This is a genomic window from Bradyrhizobium sp. 191 (genome assembly GCF_023100985.1).
Classification (GTDB): domain Bacteria; phylum Pseudomonadota; class Alphaproteobacteria; order Rhizobiales; family Xanthobacteraceae; genus Bradyrhizobium; species Bradyrhizobium diversitatis.
Window position 1 is genome coordinate 4,213,300 of record NZ_CP064692.1, and the last position, 16,079, is coordinate 4,229,378.

Annotated in this window: 12 protein-coding genes and 1 pseudogene; 6 read left to right on the forward strand and 7 right to left on the reverse strand. The window is 64.8% G+C overall.

Translation table 11 applies throughout. The features are described 5' to 3' along the window. Positions 1-18: 18 nt before the first annotated feature. Positions 19-195: a hypothetical protein gene (locus tag IVB23_RS19575; RefSeq protein ID WP_156505135.1), complete on the reverse strand. Its 177-nt coding sequence runs from the start codon at positions 193-195 to the stop codon at positions 19-21. 299 nt (positions 196-494) lie between these two features. After that, on the reverse strand, positions 495-1,106 hold the full coding sequence (locus tag IVB23_RS19580) for a PAS domain-containing protein (protein ID WP_247799732.1): 612 nt from the start codon (positions 1,104-1,106) through the stop codon (positions 495-497). A 287-nt stretch (positions 1,107-1,393) separates the two neighbouring features. Here IVB23_RS19580 and IVB23_RS19585 point away from each other — a divergent pair, with 287 nt between their 5' ends. Next, on the forward strand, positions 1,394-2,287 hold the full coding sequence (locus IVB23_RS19585) for an HlyD family efflux transporter periplasmic adaptor subunit (RefSeq protein WP_061880344.1): 894 nt from the start codon (positions 1,394-1,396) through the stop codon (positions 2,285-2,287). A 142-nt stretch (positions 2,288-2,429) separates the two neighbouring features. Here IVB23_RS19585 and IVB23_RS19590 read toward each other — a convergent pair whose 3' ends face one another. Next, positions 2,430-3,278, reverse strand: a complete 849-nt coding sequence (locus tag IVB23_RS19590; RefSeq protein WP_061880305.1) for a caspase family protein — start codon at positions 3,276-3,278, stop codon at positions 2,430-2,432. Between the two features lie 418 nt (positions 3,279-3,696). Here IVB23_RS19590 and IVB23_RS19595 point away from each other — a divergent pair, with 418 nt between their 5' ends. From IVB23_RS19595 to IVB23_RS19605, 3 genes are all read left to right on the forward strand, one after another. Further along, a complete protein-coding gene (locus IVB23_RS19595; RefSeq protein WP_247799733.1) occupies positions 3,697-5,424 on the forward strand; it encodes a hypothetical protein in 1,728 nt (575 codons plus the stop codon). Between the two features lie 274 nt (positions 5,425-5,698). After that, positions 5,699-6,421 carry a thermonuclease family protein gene (locus IVB23_RS19600; RefSeq protein ID WP_061880303.1) on the forward strand — a complete coding sequence of 241 codons (723 nt, stop codon included), beginning with the start codon at positions 5,699-5,701 and terminating at the stop codon, positions 6,419-6,421. Between the two features lie 102 nt (positions 6,422-6,523). Beyond that, positions 6,524-7,711, forward strand: a complete 1,188-nt coding sequence (locus IVB23_RS19605; protein WP_061880302.1) for an aminotransferase class V-fold PLP-dependent enzyme — start codon at positions 6,524-6,526, stop codon at positions 7,709-7,711. A gap of 202 nt (positions 7,712-7,913) precedes the next feature. On the opposite strand, the gene IVB23_RS19610 is transcribed toward IVB23_RS19605, so the two are convergent. After that, on the reverse strand, positions 7,914-9,020 hold the full coding sequence (locus tag IVB23_RS19610; RefSeq protein WP_247799734.1) for a hypothetical protein: 1,107 nt from the start codon (positions 9,018-9,020) through the stop codon (positions 7,914-7,916). Further along, complete coding sequence (locus IVB23_RS19615) at positions 9,020-10,456, reverse strand: MBOAT family protein (RefSeq protein ID WP_247799735.1); 1,437 nt, start codon at positions 10,454-10,456, stop codon at positions 9,020-9,022. Before IVB23_RS19615 ends, IVB23_RS19610 begins: the two co-directional genes overlap by 1 nt. Before the next feature lie 318 nt (positions 10,457-10,774). On the opposite strand from IVB23_RS19615, the gene IVB23_RS19620 reads away from it, so the two are divergent. Then, positions 10,775-12,880, forward strand: coding sequence for a S9 family peptidase (locus IVB23_RS19620; RefSeq protein WP_247799736.1), 2,106 nt, complete (start codon positions 10,775-10,777; stop codon positions 12,878-12,880). A gap of 201 nt (positions 12,881-13,081) precedes the next feature. Here the strand turns inward: IVB23_RS19620 and IVB23_RS19625 are convergent, their stop codons facing one another. Both IVB23_RS19625 and araD read right to left on the reverse strand, forming a co-directional pair. Beyond that, positions 13,082-13,801, reverse strand: coding sequence for a ribonuclease activity regulator RraA (locus IVB23_RS19625; protein ID WP_197969324.1), 720 nt, complete (start codon positions 13,799-13,801; stop codon positions 13,082-13,084). Positions 13,802-13,924: 123 nt separating this feature from the next. After that, a complete protein-coding gene (araD, locus tag IVB23_RS19630; protein WP_247799737.1) occupies positions 13,925-15,664 on the reverse strand; it encodes an L-arabinonate dehydratase in 1,740 nt (579 codons plus the stop codon). Positions 15,665-15,925: 261 nt separating this feature from the next. On the opposite strand from araD, the pseudogene IVB23_RS19635 reads away from it, so the two are divergent. Then, positions 15,926-16,024, forward strand: a pseudogene (locus IVB23_RS19635) (response regulator); the annotation flags it as partial. Positions 16,025-16,079: the final 55 nt, after the last annotated feature.

Consider the following 16,079-nt stretch of genomic DNA (forward strand, 5'->3'; position numbering starts at 1 on the left):
ATGCGGGCGGACGAGGTGCTATTTTGGTTTGGTCGGTGACGACGCGCGATCGGTTTGGCCGGTGTGGCGCTTTGCCACGACGTCCTCGTCGCGCTCGCCCTCGCGCGGACGTGGCGGAAGCTTGGGCTGGCCGGCTTGACCGCCATGCTTGCCGCCCATGTCGGGCTTGCCTTCGAGATCGTTTTCACGGGGCATGCCGGTTCAATGCGTTCGCACGGCATTGGTTCACTACAGCATTGGACCTGTCGTGAGAGACCGCGGCCGACCTACGTAAACATCCGTAATTTCGCAAGGTCCGGCTTGGCGGCATATCTCCGGCCATGGATCGACAGATTGTCTTCAAATGCCCCCAGACTGGCTTGAACGTGCAGCATCGGCTTACCGATGAGCCCTCTGATCGCACACACGTGTCCGTGTCATGCCCGGCCTGCACGCGGCTGCACCTGATCGATCGGGCCACCGGCAAGCTGCTGGGTGATCGACGCGGCTGACGGTTAACGCCGCGCTGTAACCTCCGTCGTGACGTCTTCGACGTGGTGCAGGAGGAAGACCAGATGGCCGGCCGTGTCATGGATCGGCGAGTTGATCGGCTGCCAATGACGCTCCACGAAGGTGCCGGCGGGATCCCGGATGTCGTAGCGCTGGATCGCCATGGCATGGGCCTGCCCCGTCTCGCCGACGATCCGCAAGCTGCCGTAGAGATTGCTGACGCCATCGGCGAGCGGATCGTCGGGATTGTCAGGAAATATCTCGAACAGGGACCGGCCGACCACGTCGACCCGGCTGATGAAGGTCGCCGCCGCATAGGCGTCGTTGATGTCGACAATGGACAGCCCCGGGCCGGGATCCAGTAACATGTAGGGGTGCGGCGAGCTATCGAACTCCGGCTGGAATTGCCGCCGGATCGTTGCGCCGTCGATATGCTGCCGCCGGCGCTGGTCGAGCGGCGTCGAATCGGCGCCGGACGCGGCCGAGTTCAGCAACGCCAACTGGCGCTTCGCCGACGCCAGCAGCGCGCGCACGGTACTCTGGACCGTCGGGTCGCTCGTCTCATTGAGCAGCCGCTCGAAATGGACGATATTCTGCTCGCATACGAACTGCTGCATCCCGTTTCGACCACGAGTTGTACGGCAGCAACGCCGCATCGTTCCTGATCCTAATTCCATACAGCTGGCTCTGGCAGATGAGAATACCGTGATCGGCCGCACCCGGGAGCCCGGACGGCCACGGCAAAGCACGCCCAGAAGCGCGAACCTGTTCTCCAATCCCGCGACTAATCAAAGACTTGCCGCGACCGCCTGCGGCGCGGCATCCTGCTTTGCGACGACGCCGCCATAGTGCGGGCGGCGGCCATCTGCTATCGATTGGAGACATAGCCCCTGTGGAATTTCCGATGCGTCATCTGCCCCGTGCCGTTGGTCGAAGCCTGTGTCCCGCAGCCGTCGCCGGCCTGCTCGTCCTCAGCCCCCGTCCGGCCGCAGCCGCCGATGACGACGCGCCCAAGGGGCCGGCGGTCACGGTGCTGAAGGTCGCGAAATCCTGCTTCTCCGATATCGTCGAGGCGACCGGCACGATCGTCGCGCGCGAGCAAACCTCGGTGCGGCCCGAGCGTCCCGGCCTGAAGGTCACGGAGGTGCTGGCGGAAGCGGGCGACACCACCACCGCCGGACAGGTGCTGGCCCGGCTGGCGCTGCCCGAAGGCGGCTCGCTTCAGGTCACCGCACCGGTGGCGGGCGTGATCGCAACCTCGACTGCGCAGATCGGCAACTTCGCCTCGCCCAAGGGCGAGGCGCTGTTCACGATCGTTGCGCGCAGCGAATACGATCTCGTCGGCCTCGTGGCCACGACCGATGTACGCAAGCTCGCGGTCAATCAGCAGGCGAGCGTGTGGATCGCAGGCGCCGACGACATCGGCGGCAAGGTGCGCCGCATCGGCGCGACCGTCGAGCCGAACATCCAGCAGGGGATGGTCTATATCGGCATCTCATCGCAGAAGCGTCTGCTCCTGAACGCGAGCGGGCGCGCGCTGATCAAGACCGGACAGAGTTGCAACGTTGCGGTGCCGCTGACCGCCGTGCAGTATTCATCCGCGGGCACCGTGGTGCAGGTGATCCGCCGCAACCGCGTCGAGACCAAGCGTGTCGAGGTGGGCTTGATGTCGGGCGGCAACATCGAGGTCCGCGACGGCCTCAATGAAGGCGATGTCGTCGTCGCCCGCGCCGGCGCCTTGCTGCGCGAAGGCGATCCGGTGCGCCCGGTGATGGCGAGCGCGGAAGCTGCGAAGTAGTCGTCACAACAGTCATTGCGAGCGCAGCGAAGCAATCCAGAGTCCCTCCGCGGAAAGAATCTGGATTGCTTCGCTGCGCTCGCAATGACGATGTGGATACAGATGTGCGCAACAACACGCACATCGCAAAGCCTGGAAAAGCCTAGCCGCCGGCTTCGCCGAACTGGACGTCTTCGAGCAGCGAGGAGGAAACGGTCGGAACCTGGTCGCCTTCGCTGGCGCGGGAGATGGCAAGGCGGGTCTTGTTGAAGACGCTCTCGGCGCTGCCCTGCTTGCTGAGGTTGTTGAGGAACTCGCTGACCAGCACGCTGTGCTCGCCCTTGCCGTCGTCGACGACCTTGCCGGGCGAGGTGGAAGTGAGGATCAGCGCATTGTCCGACGCACTGATCGGCGCGAGGCCGTGGCTGTAGGAGCGGAAGCGGCGCTCGTAAGGATTGCGGCGGGAGGCATCGACCACGACGAGCTTGGCCTTGGCGCCCTGCTCCTTCATCATCTCGAGCACGCCCTCGATGGAGACACCATGGCGGCGGACGTCGCTTTCCTTCCAGATCACGGCATCGACCGGCAGCATGTAGCTCTCGCGGCCGGCCTGCACGCCGAAGCCGCCGAAGAACAGCATGACGACGCTGTCGTGCTTGATCCGGGACTTCAGGCGGCCCACGGCGCGGACCATGTCGTCCTTGGTCGCGTCTTCCACCATGTCGACGTCAAAGCCGTTCTTGCGCAGCGACGAGGACAGCGCACGGGCGTCGTTGATCGACTGCGTCAGCGGCGCGCTGGCGTCGGGATAGTGTCCGTTGCCGATGACCAGAGCCAGGCGCGAGGTCTGGCCGATCGAACCGGTGATCTGGTCGGTCGAGACGGCCTTGGCGGCGTCGATCGCACGCATGTTGAGAGCAGCATGGGCGCCGATCACCAGCGACACCGTGCCGATGAGGGCTGCGGCGAAGGCGATCGTGCGTCTGGAAAGGTCGAGCTGCTTTACATTCATCTCGGTTCGTTTCCTGTGCCAAAGACCAGCCACGCGCGCGCACACTGTTTGAGTAGCGCGATAGCGTCTTTAGGTTTGAGGGATTGGCCGGGGGAGTGCCCCCGAATTGCGCGCAATTTGCGGCGCCGCACCAAACAAACCCTTAACCGCATATAGGCCTTCGGGCAATAGATTGCTCCAAATTTGAGATAAGTCACTGAATAGGTTAGTTAATTCTCCGAGCTGAATGGCTTCATTCTTGACGCCCCCGTAACATTCCGGAGGCCGTCATGCAGGCCTCGTGCCGGCTTTTTTGTGACGTCTATCACATTTGTTTTTCCTGCGAATCCGGGTAGCTTTTTCAAAGACTTGCAGGGGGTGGTGTGCGGACAGCTGCGCGCTCGCCGGCCCCGGACGAGCCCCCGCGACCAGGTATTTCATGAGCTTTCATTATTTTGCCGGCGCCGCTTGCCGGGCGCTGACGGCGCGGAAGGACGGCCCCTCGCTTTACGACGTCTGCGATCCCGTATTGTCTGACACGACCAGCGGCGATCTGCATCTGGCCAAATTCTACAAGACCGCACTCGGCAATCCTGCGCTCCGCATCCTGCTCCGCCGCGCCGGCCTGCCCGAGCTGCGCGACGAAGCCAGGCTGACCCGACTGCGGGAGGCACTCGTCCACGCCCGCGACGAGGCCGAGCCCGACTGGGCGGCGGTCGGGCGGCCGATCGCCGATCTCGTCGACGGCATCGCACTCGACCACCCCAGGCCGCCGCCGGTGCCCTTCACCGCCGCCATGCCGCAGGGCGCGCAGATCGACGGCGCGATCCGCGACTGCGCACAGCATCTGCTCGGCTCGTATCGCCGAAACGGTTTCCTGCCGACCTATGCCGCCTTCAACCTGATCGGCGATCCCGATTTCCGCGGACGCGAGCTGATCATGGCACTGACGGGCCTCAATGCGCGCGGCTACAAGAACTCCTCGCTGCTGTTCAATCTCGCCCGCGTCTTCATTGCGCGCTCGCCGGCGCGCGACGTCGTCAATCCGCCCTGGAAAGGCATTGCCGAACCGATGTGGGAGCCGGTGCAGATCCGCCACCGCTCGGCCTATTACGATGCGTTCTTCATCGAGGCGCTGCTGAGCTATGTCGAGACCGGGCTCGCCTCGGTCGCCGACAAGGTCGCGGCGGAGCGCGCGATCGCCGACATGGTCGATTTCTGCGTCAACATCAGCCGCGAGGAGGTCGAGGGCATCGACGGCGCGCGCTTCAACGTCGTCACCGCGCTCGCGCCGGCGCCGCATCCACGCTTTTCCCGCTACTTCGCGCAGATCAAGCAGGATCTCGGCTTTGGAATCTACGTGCCGGATTGCGACACCACGGCGTGCTCGATCTCCGCGGCAACGCAGGCCGGCTGCACCGATCCCATCATCGACCAGCCATTGCTGGATTTCTACTCGGGCTATCAGGTGCGCGCCGGCGTCAACGCGCCGCGCGTGACCGTGCCCCTCAACGACAATATCGACTATGAGGGCGGGGTTGCGACCTGGATCGACAATCTCGACGGCGAGCGCCCTTACGGCAACGATCTCGATCCGACGCTCAATCTCGACATTCTCGAGGTCAGCTTCCGCAATCTTGCGCGCTGGAAGATTCTGGAGACGCCGGCGCGGCTCGCCACCGTGCATCGGATCATCGGCTTCCAGAAGCGCCTGGCGGCCAGCGGCGCCTTCGCCAATCCGCGCTCACACATCTATTACCTGCCGGAGCTCTACAGCGCCTATTTCGGCCGCTGCTATGCCGCTTTCCTGGCACTGCCGCTGGCGGCGCAGGCCGCGATCGATCCCGAAGGCGATTTCGATTTCATCCGCCACCGCGTGCTGTCCTACGTCAAGGGCGAGCTGATGGCGGCCGAGATGAACGTGTTCGACGCCGCGCTCGCGCTGATCGCGCTCGGCCATCTCGGCGCCGACCCGCGCGCCTTTGCGCCGGCTTTGAACGTCATCATCGCAAGCCTGGGCGAAGGCGGCCGCCGCGGCCCGTTCCGCGCCTATGAATGGAACAAGATGAAGACGCCGACGCGGATTCTGGTCGGCGGTCCCGAGGTGACCTCGGCGTTCGTGTTGATGGGGCTGGCCGTAGCGAAGCGGGCGATGGCGCGGGGGTAGGCCTCGTGCCCCGGACGCCATAAGCGCGTTTACGCGCGTCTTTGACGCGCTATGGCAGCGCTTCTCAGCGGTGCGCCAAGACCGGCGCTCGCAACTTTCTGTTGGGTCCCGGCTCTGCGGAGCGGCGCTACACGCCGCGCCGCGTCCGGGACACGAGAGCGAGATCCAATGACGGGAAGTTGAAAGCCCATCCGTGAGGCATAAGCTGGCCGGGCGGCCAAAAGCCGACCACAATCGCGCGCTCTATCGAGATGTTCATCACACCCGGACCGGCATGTTGCGAAGATTCCTGATTGCGCTGGCTTTCCTCGCTCCCTCGCTCGCGCACGCCGCCGACATCACCGGCATCGCAAAAGTGCGCGCGGGCGATGCCGTGGTGATCGGGAACACGCGGATCCGGCTCGGCGGGATCGACGCGCCTGCGGTCGACCAGCTCTGCCTCAACACCAGGACCGAGCGCTGGACCTGCGGCGTCGCCGCTCGCGACGAGCTTGCCAAATACGCCGAGGGCAAGAGCTGGGCCTGCCACACGAGGTCTATCGACCGGCGCGGCCGGACCGTGGCGCGCTGCGAGGTCGGCGGCGAGGACATCCAGAAATGGCTGGTGCGCAACGGCTGGGCACTGGCCTACACCCGCATGTCCCACGACTATGAGGCGGATGAGAAGGCCGCGCGCGAGGCCAAGGCCGGGATGTGGCAGGGCGCCTTCATCGCGCCCTGGGACTGGCGCGTGCGCAACAAGAAGACGACCATCCTGGGCGCCACCAAGCCGCCCGACGGCGCGCATGCGGTGCTGCTCGCCTCGGCCTCGGGGCCGGTCGCGCCCTCGCCGGACTGCACCATCAAGGGCAATGTGAACAGCGCCGGCGAGTGCATCTTTCACCAGCCGACCAGCCGCTGGTACACCCAGATCAAGATGAAGATCAGCAAGGGCACTCGCTGGTTCTGCTCGGTGGAGGAAGCCGAAGCGGCCGGGTGCCGGGAGACGAAGCGATAACCCAGCCCTGCATTTTACGTGCTTTTCTCAAGACCCGGCGGCGCGTAAAAGCATGAATCAGCGACCAATCAGCCTGTTCTCAAGCAACAAGGACCAACAGCAATGACCGTTCGCGCGGGCCGGGAATTTCTGGCCATCCCCGGGCCCACCACGATGCCCGACGAGGTGCTGCGGGCGATGCATCGTCCGGCGATCGACATCTACTCCAAGGAGATGCTCGACCTGACCGAGAGCCTGCTCAGCGACATCTCGAAGCTGTTTGCGACCAAGGGCAAGTCCTACATCTACATCGCCAACGGTCACGGCGCCTGGGAAGCGGCGCTGAGCAACGTGCTGTCGCGCGGCGACAAGGTGCTGGTGCTGGAAAGTGGGCGCTTTGCGATCGGCTGGGGCAATGCGGCGGCGCTGATGGGCGCCGAGGTCGAGGTGCTCAAGGGCGACTGGCGCCGCGCGGTGCGGCCGCACGAGGTCGAGGAGCGCCTGCGCCGCGACAAGGAGCACACGATCAAGGCGGTCGTCGTGGTCCAGGTCGACACCGCCTCGGGCGTGCAGAACGACATCGAGGCGATCGGCAAGGCGATCAAGGCCAGCGGCCATCCCGCGCTGTACATGGTCGACACCGTCGCCTCGCTCGGCTGCATGCCGTTCGAGATGGACAAATGGGGCATCGACGTCGCGATGTCCGGTTCGCAGAAGGGCCTGATGACGCCGCCCGGCCTTGGCTTCGTCGCCGCCAATGCGCGCGCGCTCGAGGTGCAGAAGAAGGCCAACATGTCGACGCCCTATTGGAGCTGGAGCGAGCGCGAGGGCACCGAGAACTATCGTAAATATGCCGGCACCGCGCCGGTGCATCTGTTGTTCGCGCTGCGCCGGGCGATCGACCTGTTGCACGAGGAAGGTCTGGAGAACGCCTTCCGCCGCCATAGCCTGCTCGCCGAAGCCGCGCGCCGCGCGGTCGCCGTATGGTCGGAAGGCCAGGTGCTTGGCTTCAACGTGGCCGAAGCGAACGAGCGCTCCAACACCGTGACCACGGTGACCATGAGCAACGGCCACGACCCGGCCGTGCTGCAACGCTATTGCAAGGACAAGTGCGGCGTCGTGCTCGGCACCGGCATCGGCGACCTCTCGGGACAAGCCTTCCGCATCGCCCATATGGGCCATGTGAATGCGCCGATGCTGCTCGGCACGCTCGGGGTGATCGAGATCGGCCTGAACGCGCTGAAGATCCCGCATGGCAAGGGCGGACTGGAGGCGGCGGTCGCCTATCTGGGTGAAGAGGTGGCGGTGTAACTGGAGCCAAACTCCGCTGTCGTCCCTGCGAACGCCTCGCTCTTCTCCCTTCTCCCCTTGTGGGAGAAGGTGGCGCGAAGCGCCGGATGAGGGGTATCTCTCCGCGAATCTCATCGCGAGAGTTTTGCGCGCGGATAGATACCCTCACCCGTCTCGCCGCTACGCGGCGAGCCACCCTCTCCCACAAGGGGAGAGGGGAAGATCAGCGCTCGAGGCGATACGCTTCGACCTGCGCCTTCAACTGATCCAGCGACGCGGTCGGCGTCTTCGAGTCCACCCGGTACTGCCCACTCGCCAGCCACCTCAGCACCATCGCGTCCACCACCGGCGAATGGTGGATGACGTCGCTGTAATTATCGAGATCGTGCGTCACCGCTTTGATCGCGCGGAAATCATGCAGGCGCACGTTGGGAAGCTGCGTCAGGCGCCGTGCAGCGACCGTCGTGAGATCGGTGACGATCTTCAGCGTCTCGGGCGAGGCATCGCGCATGGCGACGAATTGCAGGATCGAATAAGGCGGGAAGTAGATGTCGAAGGTCACGCCGGGGTGGCGCGTGATCAGGCCGACGGCATCCTGCTCGAAATGCCGGACCATCGCGTCGTAGCCGTAGCCTTCGCCGAGGAAGCGGCGGCGAACGGGATCGGTGATGTGGGCGAAGGCCGCGAGCGTCCTCGTCGCGTTGTAGCCGCGCGCGACGTCGAAATCCCGCGGCAGCGCGTAGATGTCATCGACGTCGGACAGCGCGAACTTGACCGGGAGAAACGGCGCCGCCCGGGTCAGCGGCTCCCGCAGCGGCGGCATCGACCGTGCCAGCACGAACAGCGATTCCTTCGCCATCGCCGCGCTGAACAGATAGGACGCGATGCCCTTGGCCGTTCCGCGATAGAGGTCGACGGAGAGATAGGGATCTGCCTCGATGTCGGCGGCATCGACGAAGATGAAGTCGTCCATCTCCCAGATCACCCGCCTTGCGCCGCGGTCGATCGCCTGCGCCAGCACGAAGGCCTGCTGGCGCGAATTGGAGCCGGTCATCGCCAGCTTGAGCGAATGGACGCCAAGCACGCGATCGATCTCGCTCTGGCGAAAATGGATCGCGAGCGAGGTGCCCATGAAGGCGGTGTCGAACGACTGGCTGCGGATCAGCCCGGCATTCTGCACGCGCGTGTCGTCGGAGTAGAAGGCCGCCATGAGGCGCGAGGGACGAAACAGTTGCAGGGGGTCTACGACGAAGGTCAGCGCAGCCGCCGCCAGCGCACACACGATGCTCGCGAGGAGAAGACGTCTCACATTGGTGAACGGTGCGCGCATCAGAACCGGAAATAAATGAACTCGCTGTGGCTCTGGATGCCCAAAATGCCGAACGCGAGCACCAGCGACGCGCCATAGAGAAACAGCGGCCGCATGCGCCCCGCCAGCAAGGCCGCGCCGACGCTGCGGTTGCCGTGATCGTAGCCCATGATCGCCTGCGTGTTCGGCGTCAGCCACACCAGCGCCGCGTAGACCGACACCAGCACCAGCGCCGCAATCTCCTCGCGGCCGAAGACGATGTCGGCGGGGTCGGCCATGGCGCCGAGGATGCGTAGCGCCCATGCGACGCTCTCGGCGCGGAAGAACACCCAGGCGACGACGACGGCAAGAAAGGTCAGAACCGCTCCGGCGATGCGGGCCGGGCGCGCCAGCGACGACGGGAGATCCGGCACCAGCGCGTTGAAGGCATGATTGAGACAGAGATAGACGCCGTGCAGCGTGCCCCACGCCACGAACGTCCAGGCCGCGCCGTGCCAGAGCCCGCCGAGCAGCATCGTGGTCATCAGGTTCGCATAGCGCGGCACGCGACCCCTGCGATTGCCGCCGAGCGGGATGTAGAGATAGTCGCGCAGGAACTGCGACAGCGTCATGTGCCAGCGGCGCCAGAACTCGACGATGCTGGTCGCCTTGTAGGGCGAGTTGAAGTTCACGGGCAGGAAGATGCCGAACATCAGCGAGATCCCGATCGCCATGTCGGAATAGCCAGAGAAGTCGAAATAGAGCTGGAAGGTGTAGGCGAGCGCGCCGAGCCAGGCCTGGTCGAAGCTCGGCGAGCGCGCCTCGAAAGCGAGCGCGACCAGCGGCTGGATGCCGTCGGCCAGCCAAGTCTTCTTGAACAGGCCGATGGCGAAGATGATGATTCCGCACAGGATCAGATGCCCGTCCGGATGCTTTGATTCCTCCTGCTCGAATTGCGGGATCATGTCCTTGTGATGGAGGATCGGTCCCGCGATCAGGTGCGGGAAATAGGTCACGAACAGCGTGTAATGCGGCAGCGCATAGGCCGCGACCTGGCCGCGATAGGCGTCGACCAGGAACGCGATCTGGGTGAACGTATAGAAGGAGATGCCGACCGGCAGCAGGGTGTGGACCGCAACATGCGTGCCGAGCAGCGCGTTGATGTTCTCAGCGGCAAAGCCGGCATATTTGAAGATGCCGAGCACGAGGAGATCGCCGACGACGCCAACAGCGAGCGCGGCCCGGCGCCGTGACGGGGTGAGCTCCGCCACGATGAGGAGATGGCCGACACCATAGTTGAACGCGATCGATACCAGCAACAGGGCCACGAACTGCCAGCTGCCGATGGCGTAGAAGGTGATCGAAGCCAGCGCCAGCCAGATCACCGGGGCGAGATTGCTGCGCCGGCCGAGCCGGAAATAGCCGGCCAGCACAACCGGCAGGAACAGCAGGATGAAGGCATAGGAATTGAACAGCATCTGGCTGGACCGGCGGCGGCGGGGATATCGTCCCTCAAAGCATACAAGGGGCCGGTCAACAACCCGGCAGGCTCGGCGCAGCGGCGCTGGCAATTCGCGGAATCGGGACGATATAAGGGAACGCAGCGAGTTGCCCTCTTCCCCCTCTCCCCGCTTGCGGGGAGAGGCTTGGGGTGAGGGTGAGTCTCCGCAAGACTGGTGAGAGTTGGATTCGCGGAGAGTCCCCCTCACCCGGAATTTGCTGCCGCAAATCCCGGCCTCTCCCCGCAAGCGGGGAGAGGCGAAGAGCAGCGACGTACGGACACGAACGAGGACCGAGTGACCCAAGCCAAGACGCCTTCGAAGCCCCCCGTCGCCCCGCGCCGGCCGCATTCCTTCATGCGGCACGGCATCACCGTGACCGACGACTATGCCTGGCTGAAGGACGCGAAATGGCAGGAGGTGCTGCGTAACCCTGCGGTGCTCGACCCTGATATCCGCAAATATCTGGACGAAGAGAACGCCTACACCGAGAGCCTGCTCGGCCACACAGCTAGCCTGCAGAAGGCGCTGGTGCGCGAGATGCGCGGGCGGATCAAGGAGGACGATTCGAGCGTGCCCTCGCCCGACGGCCCCTTCGCCTATTTCCGCCGGTTTCGCGAAGGCGGGCAGCACGAGCTGTTCGGCCGCATGCCGCGCGATGGCGGCGAGGGCCATATCGTGCTCGACGGCGACGCGCTCGCCAAGGACCACAAATATTTCAAGTTCGGCGGCAGCCGGCACTCGCACGATCACAGGCTGCAGGCCTGGAGCGCGGACACCAAGGGCTCGGAATATTTCGCGATCCGCGTGCGTGACTGGGCGAGCGGCAAGGACCTCGACGATGTCGTCGAGGAGACCGACGGCGGCGTGGTGTGGGCCGCGGACTGCAAGAGCTTCTTCTACGTCAAGCTCGACGACAATCACCGGCCGATGCAGGTCTGGCGGCACAGGCTCGGCACTGGGCAGGCCGACGACACGCTGGTCTATGAGGAGCAGGATGCCGGCTGGTTCACCCATCTGCACGAGAGCACCAGCGGCCGCTTCTGCGTGATCGCGGGTGGCGACCACGAGACCAGCGAGCAGCGGCTGATCGACCTCGCCAATCCCGAGGCACCGCCGCGCCTGGTCGCGGCGCGCGAGGAGGGCGTGCAATATTCCCTCGCCGACCGCGGCGACGAGCTCTTCATTCTCACCAATGCCGACGACGCCATCGACTTCAAGATCGTCACGGCGCCGCTTAGCCAGCCCGAGCGCAAGAACTGGCGCGACCTGATTCCCTATCGTCCCGGCATCTACATCATCGACCTCGATCTCTATGCCGGCCATCTGGTCCGGCTCGAGCGCGCCAATGCGCTGCCGTCGATCATGATCCGCGATCTCTCGACGAAGGAAGAGCACGCGATCGCGTTTGACGAGGCCGCCTATTCGCTCGACACGATGGGCTCCTACGAATTCGAGACGACGAATCTGCGCTTTGCCTATTCGTCGATGACGACGCCGTCGGAAGTCTACGACTACGACATGGCCCGGCGCACGCGCACCCTGCGCAAGCGCCAGGAGATTCCGTCCGGCCACGATCCCGCCGACTACGTCACCACGCGCATCATGGCGAAGGCGCATGACGGCGCCGAGGTACCGGTCTCGATCCTGCATCGCCGCGGGCTGAAGCTGGACGGCTCGGCGCCGCTCCTGCTCTACGGCTACGGCTCCTACGGCATGGCGATGCCGGCCTCGTTCAACGCCAACCGCCTGTCGCTGGTCGATCGCGGTTTCGTCTACGCCATCGCCCATATCCGCGGCGGCGCCGACAAGGGCTGGGGCTGGTATCTCGACGGCAAGCGCGAGAAGAAGACCAACTCGTTCGATGATTTCGCCGCCAGCGCCCGTGCACTGGTCGATGCGAAATACACCAGCGCCAGGCGCATCATTGGCCATGGCGGCTCGGCCGGGGGCATGCTGATGGGCGCGGTCGCCAACCGCGCCGGCGAATTGTTCGCCGGCATCGTCGCCGAAGTGCCGTTCGTCGACGTGCTCAACACCATGCTCGACGACACGCTGCCGCTGACGCCGCCGGAATGGCCGGAATGGGGCAACCCGATCGAAAGCGAGAAGGATTTTCGCACCATCCTGTCCTACTCGCCTTATGACAACGTCGCGGCGAAGGACTATCCGGCGATCCTGGCCATGGGCGGCCTGACCGATCCGCGCGTCACTTACTGGGAGCCCGCGAAATGGATCGCGCGCCTGCGCGCCACCATGACGGGCGGCGGCCCGGTGCTGCTGCGCACCAACATGGGCGCCGGCCACGGCGGCGCCTCGGGACGATTCGACCGGCTGGATGAAGTCGCAATCGTCTATGCGTTCGCGCTGTGGGCGGCCGGAATGGCGGAGGCCGGGGTGTAAGTACACCCACCGCTGTCGTCCCGGACAAGCGCAGCGAAGCGGAGCGCAGATCCGGGACCCATACCGCGTGATTTATCGAGGGAGTGCCGATAGCAGTACCGGCGAAGAACTGTTACTGCTGGTCTTCGCCAAACTTCGCCCTGGGGGTGCTTCGCTTGTCCGGGACGACATCGGAGAATGTCGTGCATTCTTCGGGCCGCATTACCTCCCGTTCTTCTTCCGCCATTCCGCGAAGTCGGTCAGCGTCTGCGGATCCGTGGCGGGGTAAAGACCAAAGATGCCGCGGCCCTTGCCGACTTCCTCGGTGACGAAGTCCTCGAACGCTGTCATTTCGAAGGTCTCGTTGGCGATCTCATCCACGAGATGCGCCGGGATCACGATGACACCGTCGGCATCGCCAAGGATGATATCGCCGGGGAACACCGGTGCGTCGCCGCACCCGATCGGGACGTTGATCTCGATCGCCTGGTGCAGCGTGAGGTTGGTCGGCGCCGAGGGGCGGTGGTGGAAGGCGGGAAAACCGAGTTTTGCAATTTCAGCGGAATCGCGAAAGCCGCCGTCGGTGACGACGCCGGCGACGCCGCGTTTCATCAATCGCGTGACCAGGATCGCGCCTGCCGATGCCGCGCGGGCGTCCTTGCGGCTGTCCATCACCAGCACGGCGCCCGGAGGGCAATCTTCCACGGCCTTGCGCTGCGGATGCGAGCGGTCCTTGAACACGTCGATCGTGTTGAGATCCTCGCGCGCCGGCATGTAGCGCAGCGTGAAGGCTTCGCCGACCATGGTCGGCTGATCGGGGCCGACGGGGTGCACATCCTGGATCATCTGGATGCGCAGGCCGCGCTTGAACAGGGCGGTGGCGACCGTGGCGGTGGAGACGGATTTGAGCTTGTTGCGGGTGGCTTCGCTGAGTTTGGTCATTCTCTCACTCTCTCCTTCGTCATTCCGGGATGCGCCGAAGGCGCAGGCCCGGAATCCATACTCACGATTGTGGTTATGGATTCCGGGCTCATCGCTTCGCGATGCCCCGGAATGACAGGGTCATTAATAAATCGACGGCTCGCCGATCGGCGCGCCGAAATCGGTCTCGAGGAAATCGAAATCGCAGCCGTCATTGGCCTGCTTGATGTGCTTTGTGAACATCCAGCCATAGCCGCGCTCGAAGCGGCGCTCGGGCTGCTTCCAGGCGGCGCGGCGCTTGGCGAGCTCTGCTTCGGGAACGTCCAGATTGATCGTGCGCGCGGCGACGTCGAGCGTGATGCGGTCGCCGTTCTGCACCAGCGCCAGCGGACCGCCGATGTAGGATTCCGGCGAAACGTGAAGGATGCAGGCGCCGTAGCTGGTGCCGCTCATGCGCGCATCCGAGATGCGCACCATGTCGCGCACGCCCTGCTTCACGAGCTTGGTCGGGATCGGCAGCATGCCCCATTCCGGCATGCCCGGCCCGCCTTGCGGTCCCGCATTGCGCAGGATCAGGATGTGGTCCTCGGTGACGTCGAGGTTGGGATCCTCGACCGCCTTCTTCATCGAGGCATAGTCGTCGAACACCAGCGCCGGCCCCGTATGCTTGAGGAAGCGCGGCGCGCAGGCGCTCGGCTTGATGACGCAGCCGTCGGGGGCGAGATTGCCCTTGAGCACGGCGAGCGCGCCCTCCTTGTAGATGGGATTGTCGATGGAGCGAATCACGTCGGCATCGTGGACCTCGGCGCCCTCGATGTTCTCACCAAGCGTCTTGCCGGTGACCGTGATGCAGTCGAGATGCAGATGCGGCCTGATCTGGCTCATCAGCGCCGGCAGGCCGCCGGCATAGAAGAAGTCCTCCATCAGATAGGTATCGCCGCTTGGACGGACATTGGCGATGACGGGCACCTTGCGGCTCGCGGTCTCGAAATCGTCGAGGCCAATGTCCAGGCCGGCGCGGCGGGCCTGCGCGATCAGATGGATGATCGCATTGGTGGAGCAGCCCATCGCCATGGCAACCGCGATCGCGTTCTCGAACGCCTTGCGGGTCTGGATCACCTTCGGCGTCAGGTCCTCCCACACCATCTCGACGATGCGGCGGCCGCATTCGGAGGCCATGCGGATGTGGTTGGCATCGGCCGCCGGAATCGAGGAGGCGCCGGGCAGCGTCATGCCGATCGCCTCGGCAATCGCGGTCATGGTCGAGGCCGTGCCCATGGTCATGCAGGTGCCGTAGCTGCGGGCGATGCCGGCTTCGATGTCGAGCCAGTCCTTGTCGGAGATCTTGCCGGCGCGGCGCTCGTCCCAATATTTCCAGCCGTCCGAGCCGGAGCCGAGCGTCTTGCCCTTCCAGTTGCCGCGCAGCATGGGACCGGCCGGCAAATAGATCGCCGGGATATTCATCGAGGTCGCCCCCAGCAGCAGCGCCGGCGTGGTCTTGTCGCAACCGCCCATCAGCACCACGCCGTCGACGGGATGGCTGCGCAGCAGTTCCTCGGCGTCCATCGCCAGCAGATTGCGATAGAGCATCGTGGTGGGCTTGAGCAGCGATTCCGACAGCGACAGCGCCGGCAGCTCCAGCGGCAGGCCGCCGGCCATCAGGATACCGCGCTTGACGTCGTCGACGCGCGACTTGAAGTGCATGTGACAGGGCTGCGCGTCCGACCAGGTGTTGAGGATCGCGATGATCGGGCGGTCCTTCCACTCCTCGGGGGCATAGCCCATCTGCATGGCGCGGGAGCGGTGGCCGAACGAGCGCAGATCGTCGGGCGCGAACCAGCGCGCGCTGCGGAGCTGGTCGGGCGACTTCTTCTTGTTGGTCATTTTATTCCTTGTCCGTCCGAAGGATTGGCCCTGCTCTTCTCACAGGCCCTCCATGCCCGGCAAGGCGCTGGGCGGGCTGAGAGCGAACCTCTGCCATGCACTTGGGCGGGCATAGGGACGGTTGGGGCAAAAAATCGGCACCTCAGGCCGGAGAGGCTCCGAAGTGCTTGCCGACAGACGAGAATCCGCGCAACAATTTCATGTTTTTGATGGCTTTGATGGTCGCCGGGGACTTCCCCATTGACCCGGAGGATTTCAGACGTGGCCAACATCCTGATCGTGGATGACGATCCGGCCTTGGAGATCACCATCCGGCTGCTGGAACGGGCTGGTCATCACGTGACAGTCGCCGGCGATGGCTGCAGATGACCAGAACACCTCCTGTGCTCCGGGCCAGAACGGACGCGGTACGGCA

Excerpts from the sequence above, each read along its gene's own strand:
- IVB23_RS19575 (WP_156505135.1), bottom strand. The coding sequence starts at position 195 with ATGCCCCGTGAAAACGATCTCGAAGGCAAGCCCGACATGGGCGGCAAG.
- IVB23_RS19580 (WP_247799732.1), bottom strand. The coding sequence starts at position 1,106 with ATGCAGCAGTTCGTATGCGAGCAGAATATCGTCCATTTCGAGCGGCTG.
- IVB23_RS19585 (WP_061880344.1), top strand. The coding sequence starts at position 1,394 with ATGCGTCATCTGCCCCGTGCCGTTGGTCGAAGCCTGTGTCCCGCAGCC.
- IVB23_RS19590 (WP_061880305.1), bottom strand. The coding sequence starts at position 3,278 with ATGAATGTAAAGCAGCTCGACCTTTCCAGACGCACGATCGCCTTCGCC.
- IVB23_RS19595 (WP_247799733.1), top strand. The coding sequence starts at position 3,697 with ATGAGCTTTCATTATTTTGCCGGCGCCGCTTGCCGGGCGCTGACGGCG.
- IVB23_RS19600 (WP_061880303.1), top strand. The coding sequence starts at position 5,699 with ATGTTGCGAAGATTCCTGATTGCGCTGGCTTTCCTCGCTCCCTCGCTC.
- IVB23_RS19605 (WP_061880302.1), top strand. The coding sequence starts at position 6,524 with ATGACCGTTCGCGCGGGCCGGGAATTTCTGGCCATCCCCGGGCCCACC.
- IVB23_RS19610 (WP_247799734.1), bottom strand. The coding sequence starts at position 9,020 with ATGCGCGCACCGTTCACCAATGTGAGACGTCTTCTCCTCGCGAGCATC.
- IVB23_RS19615 (WP_247799735.1), bottom strand. The coding sequence starts at position 10,456 with ATGCTGTTCAATTCCTATGCCTTCATCCTGCTGTTCCTGCCGGTTGTG.
- IVB23_RS19625 (WP_197969324.1), bottom strand. The coding sequence starts at position 13,801 with ATGACCAAACTCAGCGAAGCCACCCGCAACAAGCTCAAATCCGTCTCC.
- araD (WP_247799737.1), bottom strand. The coding sequence starts at position 15,664 with ATGACCAACAAGAAGAAGTCGCCCGACCAGCTCCGCAGCGCGCGCTGG.